At 33.2% G+C, this 14,439-nt stretch carries 13 protein-coding genes; 2 read left to right on the top strand and 11 right to left on the bottom strand.

Going from position 1 to position 14,439, the window contains the following annotated elements:
* Positions 1 to 116 precede the first annotated feature (116 nt).
* A complete protein-coding gene (locus ACS5L2_RS01285) occupies positions 117 to 1,277 on the top strand; it encodes a GMC oxidoreductase (protein ID WP_459201959.1) in 1,161 nt (386 codons plus the stop codon).
* Positions 1,278 to 1,304: 27 nt separating this feature from the next.
* On the opposite strand, the gene ACS5L2_RS01280 is transcribed toward ACS5L2_RS01285, so the two are convergent.
* Complete coding sequence (locus tag ACS5L2_RS01280; RefSeq protein ID WP_459201958.1) at positions 1,305 to 2,225, bottom strand: DUF1611 domain-containing protein; 921 nt, start codon at positions 2,223 to 2,225, stop codon at positions 1,305 to 1,307.
* Positions 2,226 to 2,383: 158 nt separating this feature from the next.
* Here ACS5L2_RS01280 and ACS5L2_RS01275 point away from each other — a divergent pair, with 158 nt between their 5' ends.
* Positions 2,384 to 2,797 (top strand): CBS domain-containing protein, encoded by a 414-nt coding sequence (locus ACS5L2_RS01275; RefSeq protein WP_459201957.1) that lies wholly within the window; start codon positions 2,384 to 2,386, stop codon positions 2,795 to 2,797.
* An 11-nt stretch (positions 2,798 to 2,808) separates the two neighbouring features.
* Here ACS5L2_RS01275 and ACS5L2_RS01270 read toward each other — a convergent pair whose 3' ends face one another.
* The 10 genes from ACS5L2_RS01270 to alaS form a co-directional block, all read right to left on the bottom strand.
* Entirely contained in the window at positions 2,809 to 3,573 is a 765-nt protein-coding gene (locus ACS5L2_RS01270; RefSeq protein WP_459201956.1) for an MJ0144 family RNA dihydrouridine synthase-like protein, read from the bottom strand.
* Between the two features lie 27 nt (positions 3,574 to 3,600).
* Positions 3,601 to 4,401, bottom strand: a complete 801-nt coding sequence (locus tag ACS5L2_RS01265) for a GTP cyclohydrolase III (RefSeq protein WP_459201955.1) — start codon at positions 4,399 to 4,401, stop codon at positions 3,601 to 3,603.
* A gap of 80 nt (positions 4,402 to 4,481) precedes the next feature.
* Positions 4,482 to 5,435 (bottom strand): 2-phospho-L-lactate transferase, encoded by a 954-nt coding sequence (gene cofD / locus ACS5L2_RS01260; RefSeq protein ID WP_459201954.1) that lies wholly within the window; start codon positions 5,433 to 5,435, stop codon positions 4,482 to 4,484.
* Positions 5,436 to 5,466: 31 nt separating this feature from the next.
* On the bottom strand, positions 5,467 to 6,552 hold the full coding sequence (locus ACS5L2_RS01255) for an MJ1255/VC2487 family glycosyltransferase (RefSeq protein ID WP_459201953.1): 1,086 nt from the start codon (positions 6,550 to 6,552) through the stop codon (positions 5,467 to 5,469).
* Between the two features lie 293 nt (positions 6,553 to 6,845).
* On the bottom strand, positions 6,846 to 8,207 hold the full coding sequence (locus tag ACS5L2_RS01250) for a helix-turn-helix transcriptional regulator (RefSeq protein ID WP_459201952.1): 1,362 nt from the start codon (positions 8,205 to 8,207) through the stop codon (positions 6,846 to 6,848).
* An 18-nt stretch (positions 8,208 to 8,225) separates the two neighbouring features.
* The gene (locus ACS5L2_RS01245) at positions 8,226 to 9,164 is read right to left on the bottom strand and encodes a methionine synthase (protein ID WP_459201951.1); all 939 of its coding nucleotides are present in this window, start codon (positions 9,162 to 9,164) and stop codon (positions 8,226 to 8,228) included.
* Positions 9,165 to 9,201: 37 nt separating this feature from the next.
* Complete coding sequence (locus ACS5L2_RS01240; RefSeq protein ID WP_459201950.1) at positions 9,202 to 9,855, bottom strand: DUF5612 domain-containing protein; 654 nt, start codon at positions 9,853 to 9,855, stop codon at positions 9,202 to 9,204.
* 9 nt (positions 9,856 to 9,864) lie between these two features.
* A complete protein-coding gene (locus ACS5L2_RS01235) occupies positions 9,865 to 10,722 on the bottom strand; it encodes a zinc metalloprotease HtpX (RefSeq protein ID WP_459201949.1) in 858 nt (285 codons plus the stop codon).
* 10 nt (positions 10,723 to 10,732) lie between these two features.
* Entirely contained in the window at positions 10,733 to 11,608 is an 876-nt protein-coding gene (locus tag ACS5L2_RS01230) for a pantoate kinase (RefSeq protein ID WP_459201948.1), read from the bottom strand.
* Positions 11,609 to 11,649: 41 nt separating this feature from the next.
* Positions 11,650 to 14,328: an alanine--tRNA ligase gene (gene alaS / locus ACS5L2_RS01225; protein ID WP_459201947.1), complete on the bottom strand. Its 2,679-nt coding sequence runs from the start codon at positions 14,326 to 14,328 to the stop codon at positions 11,650 to 11,652.
* Between the last annotated feature and the right edge of the window lie 111 nt (positions 14,329 to 14,439).

Genomic DNA, 14,439 nt, shown 5'->3' with positions numbered 1-14,439 from the left:
TTCTTATAAAAAAAATTATTACCGAAAAGTTAATGTGTTTTATGAATCTTAAAAAATCTAACAAAAGAGTATTTTATATTATAATTTATAATTATCGGTGAGTTTGAGGTAAGAGTATGGAAGACATTATTGTAATTGGTTCAGGGGTTGGGGGAAGTACCGTATTTAAAGAGTTAAAACAGTCTTTTCCAAACCATAAAATACGACTACTTGAATGTGGAAGTAATCCCTTCTACGTATCCGAAGGGGAAAATATTGAAGTAATCTATGCGAATTCATTTGGCGGGACAGGCGTTTATTCTGTTGCAAATGCAGTTCGAATTGATGTAAAAGAACTTGGAATTTCAAAAAATGATTCAGTATATGAAAAAATTGAAAAAGAGTTGTCAGTTGTAGAAACTCCCGATGATTTCTTAAGAAAAAATTCAAAAGAACTTCTAAAAGTGGGCTTTTCAAAAACTCCTAAATTTATAAACTTCGAACTCTGCAAAAACTGTGGGCTCTGTGCACATGAACCATGTGATGCCAAATGGATACCATGTGACTTTTTGAGAAAATACAACGATGATATTGTAACCGATACAATTGTAATGAAGCTTGCAAAACAGGATGGAGTTTTTTCAATAGTTGCACTTGATAAAAAAAGCGGTGAAATTAAAGTTTACAGGTCTAAACAGGTAATTTTATCAGCAGGAGGTATTAACTCCCCAAGAATTTTAAAAACAATATCAAATAATGAAGAAGTTGGTAAAAATTTATACCTTGATACTTTTGTAACTGTTGGAGGAATTTTAAAAGATTCAAACTTAAATTCAGAAGTTTCAATGGCGATTTATAAAAAATACGACAATTTTTTACTTGCAACCCATTATTCAGAATTACTCCACAAAAGAATTTCAGAAGTTGAAAATGTAAATAAAAACGATATATTCAGCCTCATGGTAAAAATTAAAGATGAAAATACTGGAGAAGTGTTTGAAAATAGCGTAAAAAAAGAAATGTCAATGAATGATACGAAAACCTTGTGTGAAGGCGTTTCTAAAGCTTCAAAATATCTCTACAATCTTGGAATTGAAAATATTTATTCTACAGTTCCAAGAGGGTCTCACCCGGGAGGAACCTGTGCAATTGGAAAAGTCGTTGATAAAAACCTTGAAACCGAAATTGAAGGATTATACGTGTGTGATGCATCAGTAATTCCAAACGCACCGGGCACCCCACCAATTTTGGGAATTATGGCAATTTCAAAGAAATTTGTCGAAAATTTGAAAAAATAGTTTAAATTTTTTTATTTTAGTTTTTATTTAATTTTTCAATTTTAAAAAAATCTCATCTAATAATTTATCGAGATTTATTCTTTTTAAAACATCAACAACAGGTATTCCAAGTTCTTTTGACAATGTTTCAATTGATTCTTTTAATTTCTCTTCATTCATGCATCTTGAGTTCAATGTAACTGCAATTACAGGTTTTCCGCTCAAAAGTTCTATCGCAGAAATGTTCTTTTTTATAACTTCTAAATCCTGTGTATCTGATGCTAAAATTGTAAAATCCGGTTTTGAACCAAATAAAACTGCAATACTGATTAAACCGCCGCCTCTTCCAGTTCCAACTTCTAAGGTATCTGCAAATATTCCTGTCTGGCTCGATACGATAATTAAATCCCTATCTGTGGTATCAAGTTTTTTTACTGCGCCAAATATCGTTGATGCGCAGTGGCAGGTTTCTATAGTTTGCGGAACCACCATTTCGTCAATTCCACAGATTAAAGACTGCGGCTCTGTCCCAACAATCCCAATCTTAATTCTTTTTTCAAGTTCCTTTTTTAAAATCATGCAGGTGGTGAACTTTCCAGACTGCCTGCTCGTTCCCATGATAGTCATTACTTTTGTATTAATCCCATCAAGCCCGCTTTTTGCATAAATTCGTAATTCATCGTATTTAGTTGGGTCTGACGAATCGTAGTACTTTACATTATATTTTGATGCTAATTCTTTTAAATAATCATTTTTTCCAATTCTACATAGCCTTGCCATGTTGTAGATGTTATTTCCCTTTTTAATTTCTTCTTCAACTGTCTTTTTCCAAACTTCCATATCATCTGGGCCAAGTATTTCTTTAGTCCATATGAATGTATCGTAATTTGACTCGTCTATCACGACATTTCCAAAAAGCCGGATTCCATTGGCTACTTTATCATGATGAGACAGATTTGCCCGCTTCATAAATCATTCAACCGCTAATTTTTTGTCTAAAAAAATATTAGTATTTAAAGCTTTCGATTTGAAATCGATAGTTTATTTAATAAATTTAAAATCTAATATACAATTGAGTATTTAATTTAAATACCTTTTGGGATTATTAAAGACAACAGGAGAATAAAATGGAAAAAATCAGAGAAATAATTGTTAAAAATATTATGAGCAGTGACGTGGTTTCAGTTGCCCCGGAATCAGGCGTAGTTGAAGCTTTTGAAGCCCTTTTAAAAAATAAGATAAGTTGTCTGCCTGTTGTAAATCAAAACAACGAAACAATAGGTATTGTAACGACTACCGACATAGGATATAACTTAATAATCGATGAATACACTTTAGAAACCACGATATCCGATGTTATGACTAAAAATGTTGTAACAATTGGTTTGGAAGAGTCTGCAGTTGATGCTCTGAAAAAAATGGACCTTCACGGAGATGGAAGGGAAATTATAAACCAGTTACCTGTAATAGATAATGAAAATAAACTTGTTGGAATACTTTCCGATGGAGATATTTTAAGAGCCATCTCAAAACTCTGTTAATATTAAATTAATTACATTTTTTTAACCCAGTCTACATTGTTAATCAATACACAACGTGCTACGGATACAAAATCTGCGTATTTTAGCATTTCTTTTGCACTTTCAACCGAATTAACTGAATTGTTACCGATTATTATTTTTTCAGGGAAACTTTCCCTAATTTTTTTTAAATATTCTAAATCGGCATAATTTTTTTTAGGATTAAAACAGTCAATATGTATTCCATCAAAATATTCTCGAATTTTATCGAGTAATTCCATTAATTCTTCAGCGGTTAAAAAATTAGCCCGTAATTTTAAAAAAATAGGAATTTCTAAATTTAAGTCACCAATATTTTTTAAAAAATCTATTAATTTAGATTCATTTTTAAGTAAATTCTGTCCGAGGTTCAAATCAGTTATTTCAGGCTGCCTGCAGTGGCAGTTTAATTCCAAAATATCTGCATTTTTTGAAATTTCAATGATATGGGATTTTGCTTTGGAAAAATCGTTAAAACGAATGTTTACGGAAACTAAAGAGTTACTTTTTTTCGCTTTTTCAATTTCAGAATTTATTTTTTTATCGATTCCGTTTAAATCATAAATAAATTCTTTTCTTCCGCGACTTTGGATTTTTTTGCTTGCCAAATCCGTATCAAAATCTAAATTAAATGCACCAAGACACACAATCCCAAAAGTGTCTTTATAATTCAAACAAAAATCGCCATCAGTAATCCCTGCCATTGGAGCAAGGACTATTTTTTTTGAAACATTGTAAATTTTATTTAATTTTTTCATAAAATCCCAAATAAAAAAAGAATTAAGTTAAATCGGGCACATGTAGTTGTACGTTACATCTTTTCGTTCTTCGATTTCCTGCTTCAAAGTGTAAACTTGAAAATCAGTTTTTCCTTCTCGAATAACTTCTAAACCAATATCTGCGAGGTTTGATGCATCTTCAGCAGTTTTTCCAATTCCAATACCTGCCTTTAACTCAACACCGCAGGATTCTTTTATGTCTTCAAACATGCAGAGGAAATCTTTTTCGTTCATTCCGTTGCAGGGGCACATGAAGTTGTCTCCGCCAATAAAAAAGCCCATTGAATCATATTTTTTAAGTTCTTCCATTAATTTAAGCTTTGTTTTTTGTACTGAGAGATATGTATCGTATGCAGTTTCAAGATCAGTTAATTTACCGGTTATGTCATTTATATCAACGTGTGCAAGTTGTACGTAACCATTTGATACAAATTCATTAGCTACATCCAAGACTTCTTTTCTAACATCGTCTTGTGCACTACCGTACTCTTGAATTGTTTCTGTTGCAAGTTTTTGAGCTTCGTATGCAGTTTCTGCAGAAGCTACTGCCATACTGACAGTAAATGGATACCTGTTTTTTACGCTATTTTGAATTCTTTTGTGGGTTTCTAAATCAATCCCGTTTGTAATTGCAATAATATTGTCAAATCTTGTGTAAAACGCAAGACCTTTGTGTGCTCCAAATTGCAAATTCATATCGCAGTAAAGTCTTGATTGAAGTGCCTGTAGGTCACTTTCTCTTCTTGGATTGGGGGTAACTGTCCATGGGCCGTAATTATCAATTTGTACAACGGTTATTTGAATCATTATTATCTCCTTTATTAATCCGCTAACCTTTCAGTCTACGAAACAATAACTTGACATTAATCTAATGCTTAATAAATATATTACTCAATAATGTTGTTAATATCCCTATTAGATGTATAATATTCAAGAATATTTTTTGCAAGATTTATTTTATCATCAATAGTCTTCATTATCGTATTAGCATATAAAACTTCACAATTTATTTCTTTCTTTTTGTTAATATCACTATTGTCTAACACGAGGACATCTATAATATCTTTATAATATTCATAAACCCCAAGTGCACTTACAGGATAACCTTTTGCATTCATAAGTGTTCCTGCTGGCCCACTTACGGGATTTTCACCAACAATTGGCGAAACTGCAAAAACCAACTTTTCTTTTAATGCATTTTTTATTTCAGAAATACTCAAAATTGGTCCAATTGATGTTATCGGGTTTGATGGACCGATAACCACAAAGTCACTTTCATGAATTGCTTTTAAAACACCGTTTGCAGCTTTTGCATAATTTGAGTTTTCGTAGAAAATGTCTAAAACTTTTGCGTTGCCCCGTCTAAAAATCCAAAAATCGTGAAACTTTAAAAGAATTTTTTCGCCATTTTCTTCAATTAAAACTTTGGATTCAACTTTTTCATCAGACATTGGGTAAATTTTTGATTGTATTGCAAGGGCTTTTCTCTCAATATTTACAATTTCAGACATTGAAACTCCCTTTTTTAAAAGGGAAGCCTTATGCATTTTTAAAGCTCGGTCTTTGTCGCCAATCCTTAAAACTTCGTCAAATCCAAAATTTTTAAGCTGTTCGTGACAGAAAAAAGTATCTCCTTTTAGACCATACCATGTTTCATCGTTTATTAAATCTGAAAACGTGTATAAAACAGTATCTACGTCAGGAGATAAGTAAATATCCCCAATATAATTATCTTCGCCAGTATTTACTATAACAGATATTTCTTCGTTTGGAAGAACTTCTTTGAAACCCTGCATCAGCTTTGGTGTGCCAGTTCCGCCCGAAAGAATGGTTATTTTCATTTTTTCACTTGACCTTAATTTATTTTAAATTTTAAAGTCCATTTTCTACAATGTCCATTACTTTATCGGTTCCACGATTAGTAAGGTATGTTTTCATCAGCTTTTTAGAATTTTCAAAGTAGTGGGTAGTTGAAACCATTTTTTCAATTGCATCCTGTAATGTCTCATCAACATTTCTGTATGAAAGTGCAATTCCGCACCCCATGTCTGCTACTTTTTTCGCGTTGTTTTCCTGTTCCGGGTGGTCGAGGTCAGGAATTGTGATTACAGGTTTTCCAAAACACGCTGCTTCCATCAATGTCGAGTGTCCGCCATGACATACAACAAAAGAACATTTCTTTAATAATTCATCCATACTCGTTGTTATCGGGATTACTTCGACATTTTTTGATTTTATTTTTTCAAGTTTTTCTGCAACTTCGTAACTTCCACAAACCATCTTTACTTTTAATCCTTTTTTCGCAGAAATTTTGTTTAAAAGTTCCAATATCTTGTATCGATATTCAAACCCGCCAATGACACATAAAATGTAACCCTCATCACTAATTTCTTCGGGAACTACATTATACCTGATTAATGGGCCGATAAACGATAGATTTTCTAAGAGTTTTAAGTTGTACTCACATACTGTATAGGGAAGCGGAAAATCAGGAATTATAACCTTTTCTGCAGATTTGTTTATGACGTTTAATATCTCCATTACTGGATATACAATATATTTTTCCTTTTTATCAGTTTTAGTACAGTTTTGGTTAGTTATTATGTAATATGGCTTTTTTAAAACTTTTGAAGCAACTACCGAACTGTATTTACAGTCTGAAATGACTAAATCAGGATTATATTCTTTTATTATTTCAATTTCTTTTTTTATAGCTCTTGCAGGATGATAGTCGTTGTTAAATATACTCTTTTTAACATCAAATTTGCCGTCTTTTCCAGAAAGCTTGATTTCAGGATAAGTTTCAAAAACTTCGCCCCCAGACATTTCTACAAAGTCTTTACTTTTGCCATATGCTGCAAATTTGACCTCGTGTTTCTTTAAAAGTTCATTTCCAATGGCAATACAGCGCGTGGTGTGTCCAAATCCCTCACCACATATGGAAATAAGTATTTTCATGATATTCACCTAAACTCGAATAGTTATTAACACCATAATTCCAAAATAACTTAATTCAACAGTGTAATTCCCTAAAAAAGGATAAAAATTAAAAAGTGGATTTTTCAATATTTCATTTAAAGACTTCAGTATCCGCACTGTAATCGTTCGATTTCAATTTTGATTTCAATTTAACAATTATACTATATTAATAAATCCTTAATTCAAACATTGAAATTTATAATTTTAAAATAGTACCTTTAAACCCATATAGTTTTCCATTGAAAAAATTGGGATTTAAATGAAGAATCATTTTAAATTGACCCATCCAAATCTTGTGAAAGGGCAATTTTGTTAATTCTTCCAATTTTTACTTTTCTAACCATCCCTCTCTGCTCGAGGTCTGAAATCATCCTTGAAACTTTTGGTTTGGTAAGTCCAGTTATATCTACAATTTCTTTTTGGGAAATCGATCCGTGTTCCCTGATTAATTCGATTAAACCTTTTTCTTCGTCTGTTAAAATATTCATCAGGGTTTCGCTTTTGTGGGACTCGTAATCCCCAATTTTGCCTATTAATTCAAGGATATAATCTTCTTTTTCTTCCACAATTTCATTTAATTCATCAACTTTCAACTTAAGTTCTTCGGACAATTTTTTGTAAGACATTAAATTTTTAATTTCTAAATCCTTTGAAGTTAATTCTTCCTTTAATTTAACGTAATTTTCAATTTTAGCTTTAAACTGTAATATTTCTTCTTTTAATTCGGCAATTTTTAATTCATAATCTTTTAAAGTATTTTTTGATAAATCCAATTCTTTTAAAACATGGTTGTTTAATTCTTCCAATCTTTGAAGTTCTTTATTTTTGTTCTGCAAATTAAGCTGGGAGATTTCAAGACCTTTATTTAATCCAATTAGTTCATTTTGCAGTTCATTTATCATTTTTACCTTGTTATAATTTCGATAAATAAAAAATATCAGTGCAACTACAAGTACACCCAAAACAATGCTTATTGCACGGTATAAATCTTCATTATCTTCTTCTGTCACTACAGGAGTAACTGCAGCTGTCAGCACGTAATTAATAGTAACCTCAAAATATTTCTCTTCTGAAGTTAAGTCCTTTTCCCACTCGACAAAAATACTTTTACCGTTTGTTCCAACGGTATAATCCCTTGGACTTATACTTAAAACGTCTTTTACGGGAGACACAATTGCAGCCCCTTCTGGAAGTTCTACCGAGACTTTAAAAGTCGAATCAAATGCCGGAACTATAATATATACCTGTTTTTTTCCACTAAGGTCTGAAACCTTTCCGGTAAAACTAACCAGTAAATCGCCGCTCTGCCATGCCCCTATCGGTTCATTCAACTTAACACTGACTTCGGTTACGCCTGCATCGTTTGTAGTTATGGAATAAGAATCTATTCCTTTTGAAGAATTAAATGTTAAATTTGAAGTTTCCTGTGGGATACTGTAGCTAATTTCGTATAAATCGTCTGAATTATTATTGTAAATTTTCAAATATATTTCTTCATAAAAATTATCGTTTTGATCTATAGAATAGGTTACAGAATACTCATCAAAACGGTATGAATCAACCGAACTTATCGAACAAAAAATTAAGGCGATTATTAAATACAGCCTGTAGTTATTTAAACTTGGTTTTGACATTTTTACCCTACCCACTGATTAAATTAAATCCCTTTCGATTTCATCTGCTGCAATAACCATGTTCTTTAATTTGGAGTATGCAACATCCACTGGAAGTAATCTCATACCGCAATCTGGATCTATTATCACGGAATCATTTATCGAAACCCCGAATTTAGAATTATCCTTTAATATTTCTATTCCTTCACTTATTAATGCTTTTACTTCGTCAACAGAATCTACGGATTTAAGTTTAGTGTTTATGCACCCAAAACCAACCTTTTTTGTAATTTCATTTAATATCTCAAGATTTTTCCTGCACGATGCAAATTCGTGGTCTAAAATATCTACATTAAATTCATTTAATTTGTAAAATATTTTTGAAACATCTCCGCAAACGTGCATTGCAACAGGTACATTTATCCCGGAAGTAAGTATATCCATTGCTTTTTTTGCAACTTCGAGATCGTATAATCCAGTTGAAAGAATTGGCTCATCAAACTGTATCATTTTTACATAATTTTGAATTGAAAGTGCTTCCTTGTTTAAAGCCGCCGCTAAATCATAAATTAAATTTTCATCCTTATTATCAGTATAGTAATTTTCAACACGAATTGATGAAGCAAGCGTACAGGCTCCTGTAATTATTCCTTTTACTCCTTTTTTAGGGTCTTTTTTTGAAATATATTTTAAGGAATATTTTATGTCGTTTAAAGTAATTGGTTTTACAAATTCAACCCGGTTTACAACCCGTCTACCCTCAAAACCGTACATGTTTGATACAAATATCTCAACCATGTCTCCCCTGACCTGACCGTCGCTTAATATATCAATTCCAGCAGTTATTTGGTCATCTAAAGCTCTTTTTATTGAATTTTCATATTCGTCATATTTTCCAAAAAATTTCTTAAATTTATCTAATATGGAATCGGGTTGTCCTTTAACTACAGGATAACTTCCAACAACAGTTTTTATCATAAAAATCACCTTAAAAAAGTAAAAAAACAATATAAAATTAAAGTATTCTTCCGCGAACCTTATTTATGTCAAACTTAGCAGTATCTGCAACGGTCATTACTGCAATAACTCCTGCCTGCACAGGGTCAGTTACAATCAAATCTGCAAGTTTAGGGAGACTTCCAAACATGTTTAAACAGATTACTGGAATATTTGTATCTTTTTTTACGTTTTCGACAGCTTTCGTAATTTCTCCACCCATTAAAGACCCTGCCAAAACCAAAACTCCTGCTCTTGGAAGTGTTTTTATTGCTAAGATGGCATCCGCAAGATTTTCTTCCCCAACTACAGCCATTGTATCGACACTTATTCGCTCCCCGCGGATGTTGTGTCTGTCTGCCTCACTTATCGCACCCATTGCAACTTGTGAAACTTGTGCTCCACCGCCAAATATCAAAACTCTCTTACCAAATATCTTACTCATTGTTTTGTGAGTTTCAACTTTCTTTACAAATTCGAGTTTTTCGAGTTTTTCAACTAAATTCCTCTCATCCTCGACTCCATCAAGTTCCACGTAAATTAAACCGTTATCTTCACCAATAATAAACTGCTGAGTGTACACTATGTTTGCATTTGATTCCGAAATTATTCCTGTTAGCCGGTAGAGTATGCCTACACGGTCTTCCGCGAGAATAGTGAGTCCAAGCTGCATTTAATCGCCTTATCTTAAATATTTAGGGTTACTTGCCATTTCCATTAATCTTTTTACCCGTTCTTCGGTTGAAGGGTGCGTTGAAAATAACCTTGCAACGTTTCCTGCTTTAAAAGGATTTACAATAAACATGTGCGCAGTTGCAGGGCTTCCATTTTTTAAAGGATGGTATTTAACTCCTTTTTCAAGTTTTGTTAGTGCATTTGCAAGGTAAATTGGGTTTGAATATTTTGCACCACTTTCGTCAGCCGTGAATTCGTTCTGCCTTGAAATCGCAAACTGGACAACCATTGCTGCAATTGGCGCTAAAATTATGAAAAGTAATGATGCAACAATCTGCATTGGATTTCCATCATCATCTCTTCCATATCCAAATAACATTCCCCATTGTAAGAAATTTGCAATATACATTATCGCTCCAGCCATTGTTGCAACTATTGTTCCAATTAATATGTCCCTGTGCTTTATGTGTCCAATTTCGTGTGCTAAAACCCCTTCGAGTTCTTGCTCATTTAAAAGTTGTAGTATTCCAGTGGTAACTGCAACTACACCATTTTTAGGACTTCTCCCTGTTGCAAACGCATTTGGAGTATCAGTATTAATTATTGCAACTTTTGGTTTTTGAATATTTGCCCTGTTTGCTATTGAATCAACAATTCTGTGTAAATTTGGTGCTTCGCTTTCATCCACCATTTTTGCACCGTAGCTCTTTAGAACTATTTTGTCGCTATAAAAATAGCTTATTAAATTTGGGATAAGTGCTAAAAGTATTGCAAATATTGGGGGGAATCCAAGCATATAACAAATTCCGTAAATCATTCCCGTTAAAAGTGCCATCAATAAAAGAACTTTTACTGTAGACATCATGTTTACACCTTTATTTGTAAATTTTACAAACTACTGGATTGGATAAAATTGAAACTGCATCGTTTAATTCTTCGTCTTTGCATATACAAAATATCGCATTTCCAAGCATTGCCTGAGAAGCTCCTGTTGTAAAGCTTAAATCGTCACATATTTCGATTATTTCATCAGATGCAAGGCCCGTGTTTTTTGCAAAGTAGTATGATAAGTCCATGAAATTTTCAAGAGTTGGTTTTTTCAATAATTTTCCAAGTAATTCGTCTGAAGTATTGTTTATTTTTTCAATCCATAAAGGATCATTGATTACTGTATCTGTTTCCTTTTTGCCAAATATATCTACCAATATATTGTATTCATCCATATTTTTAATTTCAACGCTTTCAACACCAATTGGAAATCCGGGACTCTTTCGAATAACAAAACCTTTCGTGTGCTGTGCGATAACGTCACCAAGACCAGTATTACATCGTACTTCCGCTTTATGAGCAATTTGTACGAGTTCCGAGACATTGGATTCATTTTTTGCATTATTTAAATTACTTCTATCAATATCATTTTGCATGTTCTTAAAGTTGTATGTTGAACTCAGTTCGTATGCAGCACCAAGTGCACAGCATCCTGACGTTCCCATGCCGCAACCGAGCGGAAAATCGGAAGTATAAACTATATCGTGTTTTAATTCGTTTTTCAGTCCCAAATATTTTATAACATCGTTTGATGGACACAAATCTATTTTTTCGTCGTTAAAATAAACTTTTCCAGAACCTTCAACCAATTTTGTGGATACACCCCTGTTTAGCGTAATTCCTGCACCAGTTGACCCAGTCTTTAGTAAATTTTCGTGTCTAGTTATTTTGAAAAAACCTGTAATATGAGAAGGTATGAACATTTTAGCACCTAATATTTATCAAAACAGAAAAGAAATAAAAATTATTTATTTAAAATCTGGCTTATTTTTTCCGTGATTTGTTCCTTGGTTTCAGAATATTTTCCTTGTGCGAGGTTATCTTTACCCCCACCTTTTCCAATATTTCTGATTAATTCTTTCATGCTTAATTCAACGTTTTCTCCCCTTTTACATAAGAGGTAGTCGCTTTCATTCATTAAAACTATGAGTTTATTTCCAACAGCAAGGTTGTCTGCAATTGACATCAATTCGTTTGGAGTTCCGCTGACCTGTTCAACCAAAACTTCGTAATCTCCGACTTTTTCGAATTTATCAGCAAGTTCGTATTTAACAAGTTCACCGACTTTTTTCTGGAGTTCTTCGATTGTTTTTTTCTGTTCTTTCCATTCATCAAAGAATCTTTTAACAGTTTTTGGAAGCTGGTCATTTGGAATTCCCAAAATTTCAGCAGAATCAATTAAAACATCTTCAAGGCTCGCAATTTCTGAAACTGAACCCATTCCGGTTGAATATTCAAGTCTTTCAACACCATCCTGTATTCTTTCGGTTTTTAAAACTTTAATGTATCCAACTTCTGAAGTGTTGCTGCAGTGAGTTCCACCACATGCTTCAACGTCCGTTCCTTCGATTTCGATTATTCTTAAAGTATCCCCTGGAACTACACCGCCCTGGTAGATTGTAAAGCCGTATTTTTGTTCCGCATCGTTTCTATCCATAAATGTGGAATTTACAGGTATTTTTGAAAGAACGATTTCGTTTGCAATTCTTTCAATTTCTTTTACCTGCCCTCTTGAAATTCTCTCGTAGTGAGTTATATCAAGTCTTCCTTTTTCGGTGTCAACGTTTGAACCAGTCTGCCATATATGTTTTCCAAGAACCCTTGTTGCTGCCGCATTTATTACGTGCGTTGCAGTGTGATTTCTCATTAATTTAAGCCTGTTTTCCCAGTTTACAGTACCTTTTACAGTATCGCCTTCTTTGAATTTCGAAATGTCTGAAACTTTGTGGAATACGATTCCATTCTTTTTCTGAACATCAACAACTTCAATATCATTTAACTGTCCAATATCGTACTTTTGACCCCCACCTTCAGCGTAGAAGAGTGTTTTATCAAGTACTATATATTTTTCAACGATTTTCAAGATTTTAGCTTCGAATTCTGCTTGTGTTGGGTGTTTGAAGAATAAAAGTTCAGTTTCGGAAACTTCAAGTTCTGGAAGTTCTTTTTTCGTTGAAACTACTTCTTCAGGTTTTTCTTCCTCGTGTCTTTCTGCAACAATCGTGTAGAAATTGTCTGGAACTGTAATTTTGATAGTTTTCTTTCCCGTTTTGTTTAATTCATCAACTACATCTTTTACAATTTCAGGAGGAAGCCCGTTACTGTCGTATAATTCAATTAAATCGTCAAGCGTGATTTCAGACTTTGAAGCAGCCATTCTTTCAACTATTCCTCTTCCACGGTTCACGGTTTGAATGTATTTTTTCTCTTCAACATCTAAAATATCCATGATGTATTCTTTCATTTCGCTTAATTCAGGATAAATTTCCTTCATGTTTTCAAGCTGCATTGAAATTATATCTTTGATAGACATCGAGATTCCGATTTTTTCCATGTATCTTAACGTCTTTCTTAATACCAATCTTGCAAGGTAGCCTTCTTTTACGTTTGAAGGTACAATTCCATCCCCAAACATGAATGAAAGACATCTCGTGTGGTCAGCAATAGCATAGATGTATTCAAGCGGGCTTATTAATTTATCAAGCTCATCTACATCCATTCCGATTTTTTCAGCAACTTTTTGCCTTAAAACTCTTAAATCACCGACATTTTCAATATCCATTAGTCCAGCAAGAGTTGCACTCTCAGCCATTATTTTTTCATCAACTTCAGGAATTCCAGCGTCTTTCTTTAATTTTTCAATTACTTCTGAAAATAAAGATTCGTAAACTGTTGGTGTCCCTTGGGAAGCCCATGCAAATCTTTCGATTCCGTATCCCGTATCAACAATTTTTAGAGGAATTTCTTCGTAATCGTTTCCAACTTTTTTGTACTGCATAAAAACAAGTGTTGCAAGTTCAACACCGTGTGTTATTACTTCGTAACAAGGTCCAGCGTTTCCACCGCCTTCCCACCAACTTTCGATAAAGGTAATTGTTTTTCCATCGATTCCGAGTCTTTGCATTAATTCAAAACAGTATTCAACAGTTTTATCTGTCCAATACTTGTATTCGTCTTTTGAGTTGAATGCGTGGTGTGCACCCATTGTAAAGCATGTTAAGTGTCTTCCTGTCCTTCCGACATTATCAATATCGTTAAGCCTGATGCATGGCTGTGCAATTACTAACGGATTTTTTACGGGTTTTACGAGTCCATTTGTAACCCATGGCTGAAATACTGCAATTGATGCGATAGTTAAAAGAATATCGTCTCTCCATCTTTTTGCAACTACAGGAGATCTTTTTACAGGACTGTGTCCCTTTTCAGCAAAGAAATTTGTAAATTCTTTTACCATTTCATTGTAAGTATATTTTTTACTGGTTATTGGACTTCCAATGAAAGAATACTCATCACAAGGGCTGTCCCCACATGTAGTCCTGTCTTTATCAAGTGTCCAGAACCACTGTTTACATTCGGTACACTGCTTTCTTTCAAAACCTAATTCATCAAAAAGTTTTACTCTATAATCGTGATTAATCTCCATTACAAACCACCAATCCGGCAATAATTGACATTATTGATAATGATTTTAAAACATTATGTATCTTTTGTTTTTATTCTTTGCCCAGCGGCATTCACAAATCATAACAAAATA

Source organism: Methanococcus mangrovi, from assembly GCF_054506835.1.
Note: the sequence above shows the minus strand (reverse complement) of the source record. Positions and strands in the feature narration are given on the sequence as shown.

What these genes read in the sequence shown, in the direction of transcription:
- cofD (WP_459201954.1), bottom strand. Translation starts at nt 5,435, where the DNA reads ATGAAAATAACCATTCTTTCGGGCGGAACTGGCACACCAAAGCTGATG.
- ACS5L2_RS01270 (WP_459201956.1), bottom strand. Translation starts at nt 3,573, where the DNA reads ATGAAAAAATTAAATAAAATTTACAATGTTTCAAAAAAAATAGTCCTT.
- ACS5L2_RS01235 (WP_459201949.1), bottom strand. Translation starts at nt 10,722, where the DNA reads ATGATGTCTACAGTAAAAGTTCTTTTATTGATGGCACTTTTAACGGGA.
- ACS5L2_RS01240 (WP_459201950.1), bottom strand. Translation starts at nt 9,855, where the DNA reads ATGCAGCTTGGACTCACTATTCTCGCGGAAGACCGTGTAGGCATACTC.
- alaS (WP_459201947.1), bottom strand. Translation starts at nt 14,328, where the DNA reads ATGGAGATTAATCACGATTATAGAGTAAAACTTTTTGATGAATTAGGT.
- ACS5L2_RS01285 (WP_459201959.1), top strand. Translation starts at nt 117, where the DNA reads ATGGAAGACATTATTGTAATTGGTTCAGGGGTTGGGGGAAGTACCGTA.
- ACS5L2_RS01255 (WP_459201953.1), bottom strand. Translation starts at nt 6,552, where the DNA reads ATGAAAATACTTATTTCCATATGTGGTGAGGGATTTGGACACACCACG.
- ACS5L2_RS01250 (WP_459201952.1), bottom strand. Translation starts at nt 8,207, where the DNA reads ATGTCAAAACCAAGTTTAAATAACTACAGGCTGTATTTAATAATCGCC.
- ACS5L2_RS01275 (WP_459201957.1), top strand. Translation starts at nt 2,384, where the DNA reads ATGGAAAAAATCAGAGAAATAATTGTTAAAAATATTATGAGCAGTGAC.
- ACS5L2_RS01280 (WP_459201958.1), bottom strand. Translation starts at nt 2,225, where the DNA reads ATGAAGCGGGCAAATCTGTCTCATCATGATAAAGTAGCCAATGGAATC.
- ACS5L2_RS01230 (WP_459201948.1), bottom strand. Translation starts at nt 11,608, where the DNA reads ATGTTCATACCTTCTCATATTACAGGTTTTTTCAAAATAACTAGACAC.
- ACS5L2_RS01245 (WP_459201951.1), bottom strand. Translation starts at nt 9,164, where the DNA reads ATGATAAAAACTGTTGTTGGAAGTTATCCTGTAGTTAAAGGACAACCC.
- ACS5L2_RS01265 (WP_459201955.1), bottom strand. Translation starts at nt 4,401, where the DNA reads ATGATTCAAATAACCGTTGTACAAATTGATAATTACGGCCCATGGACA.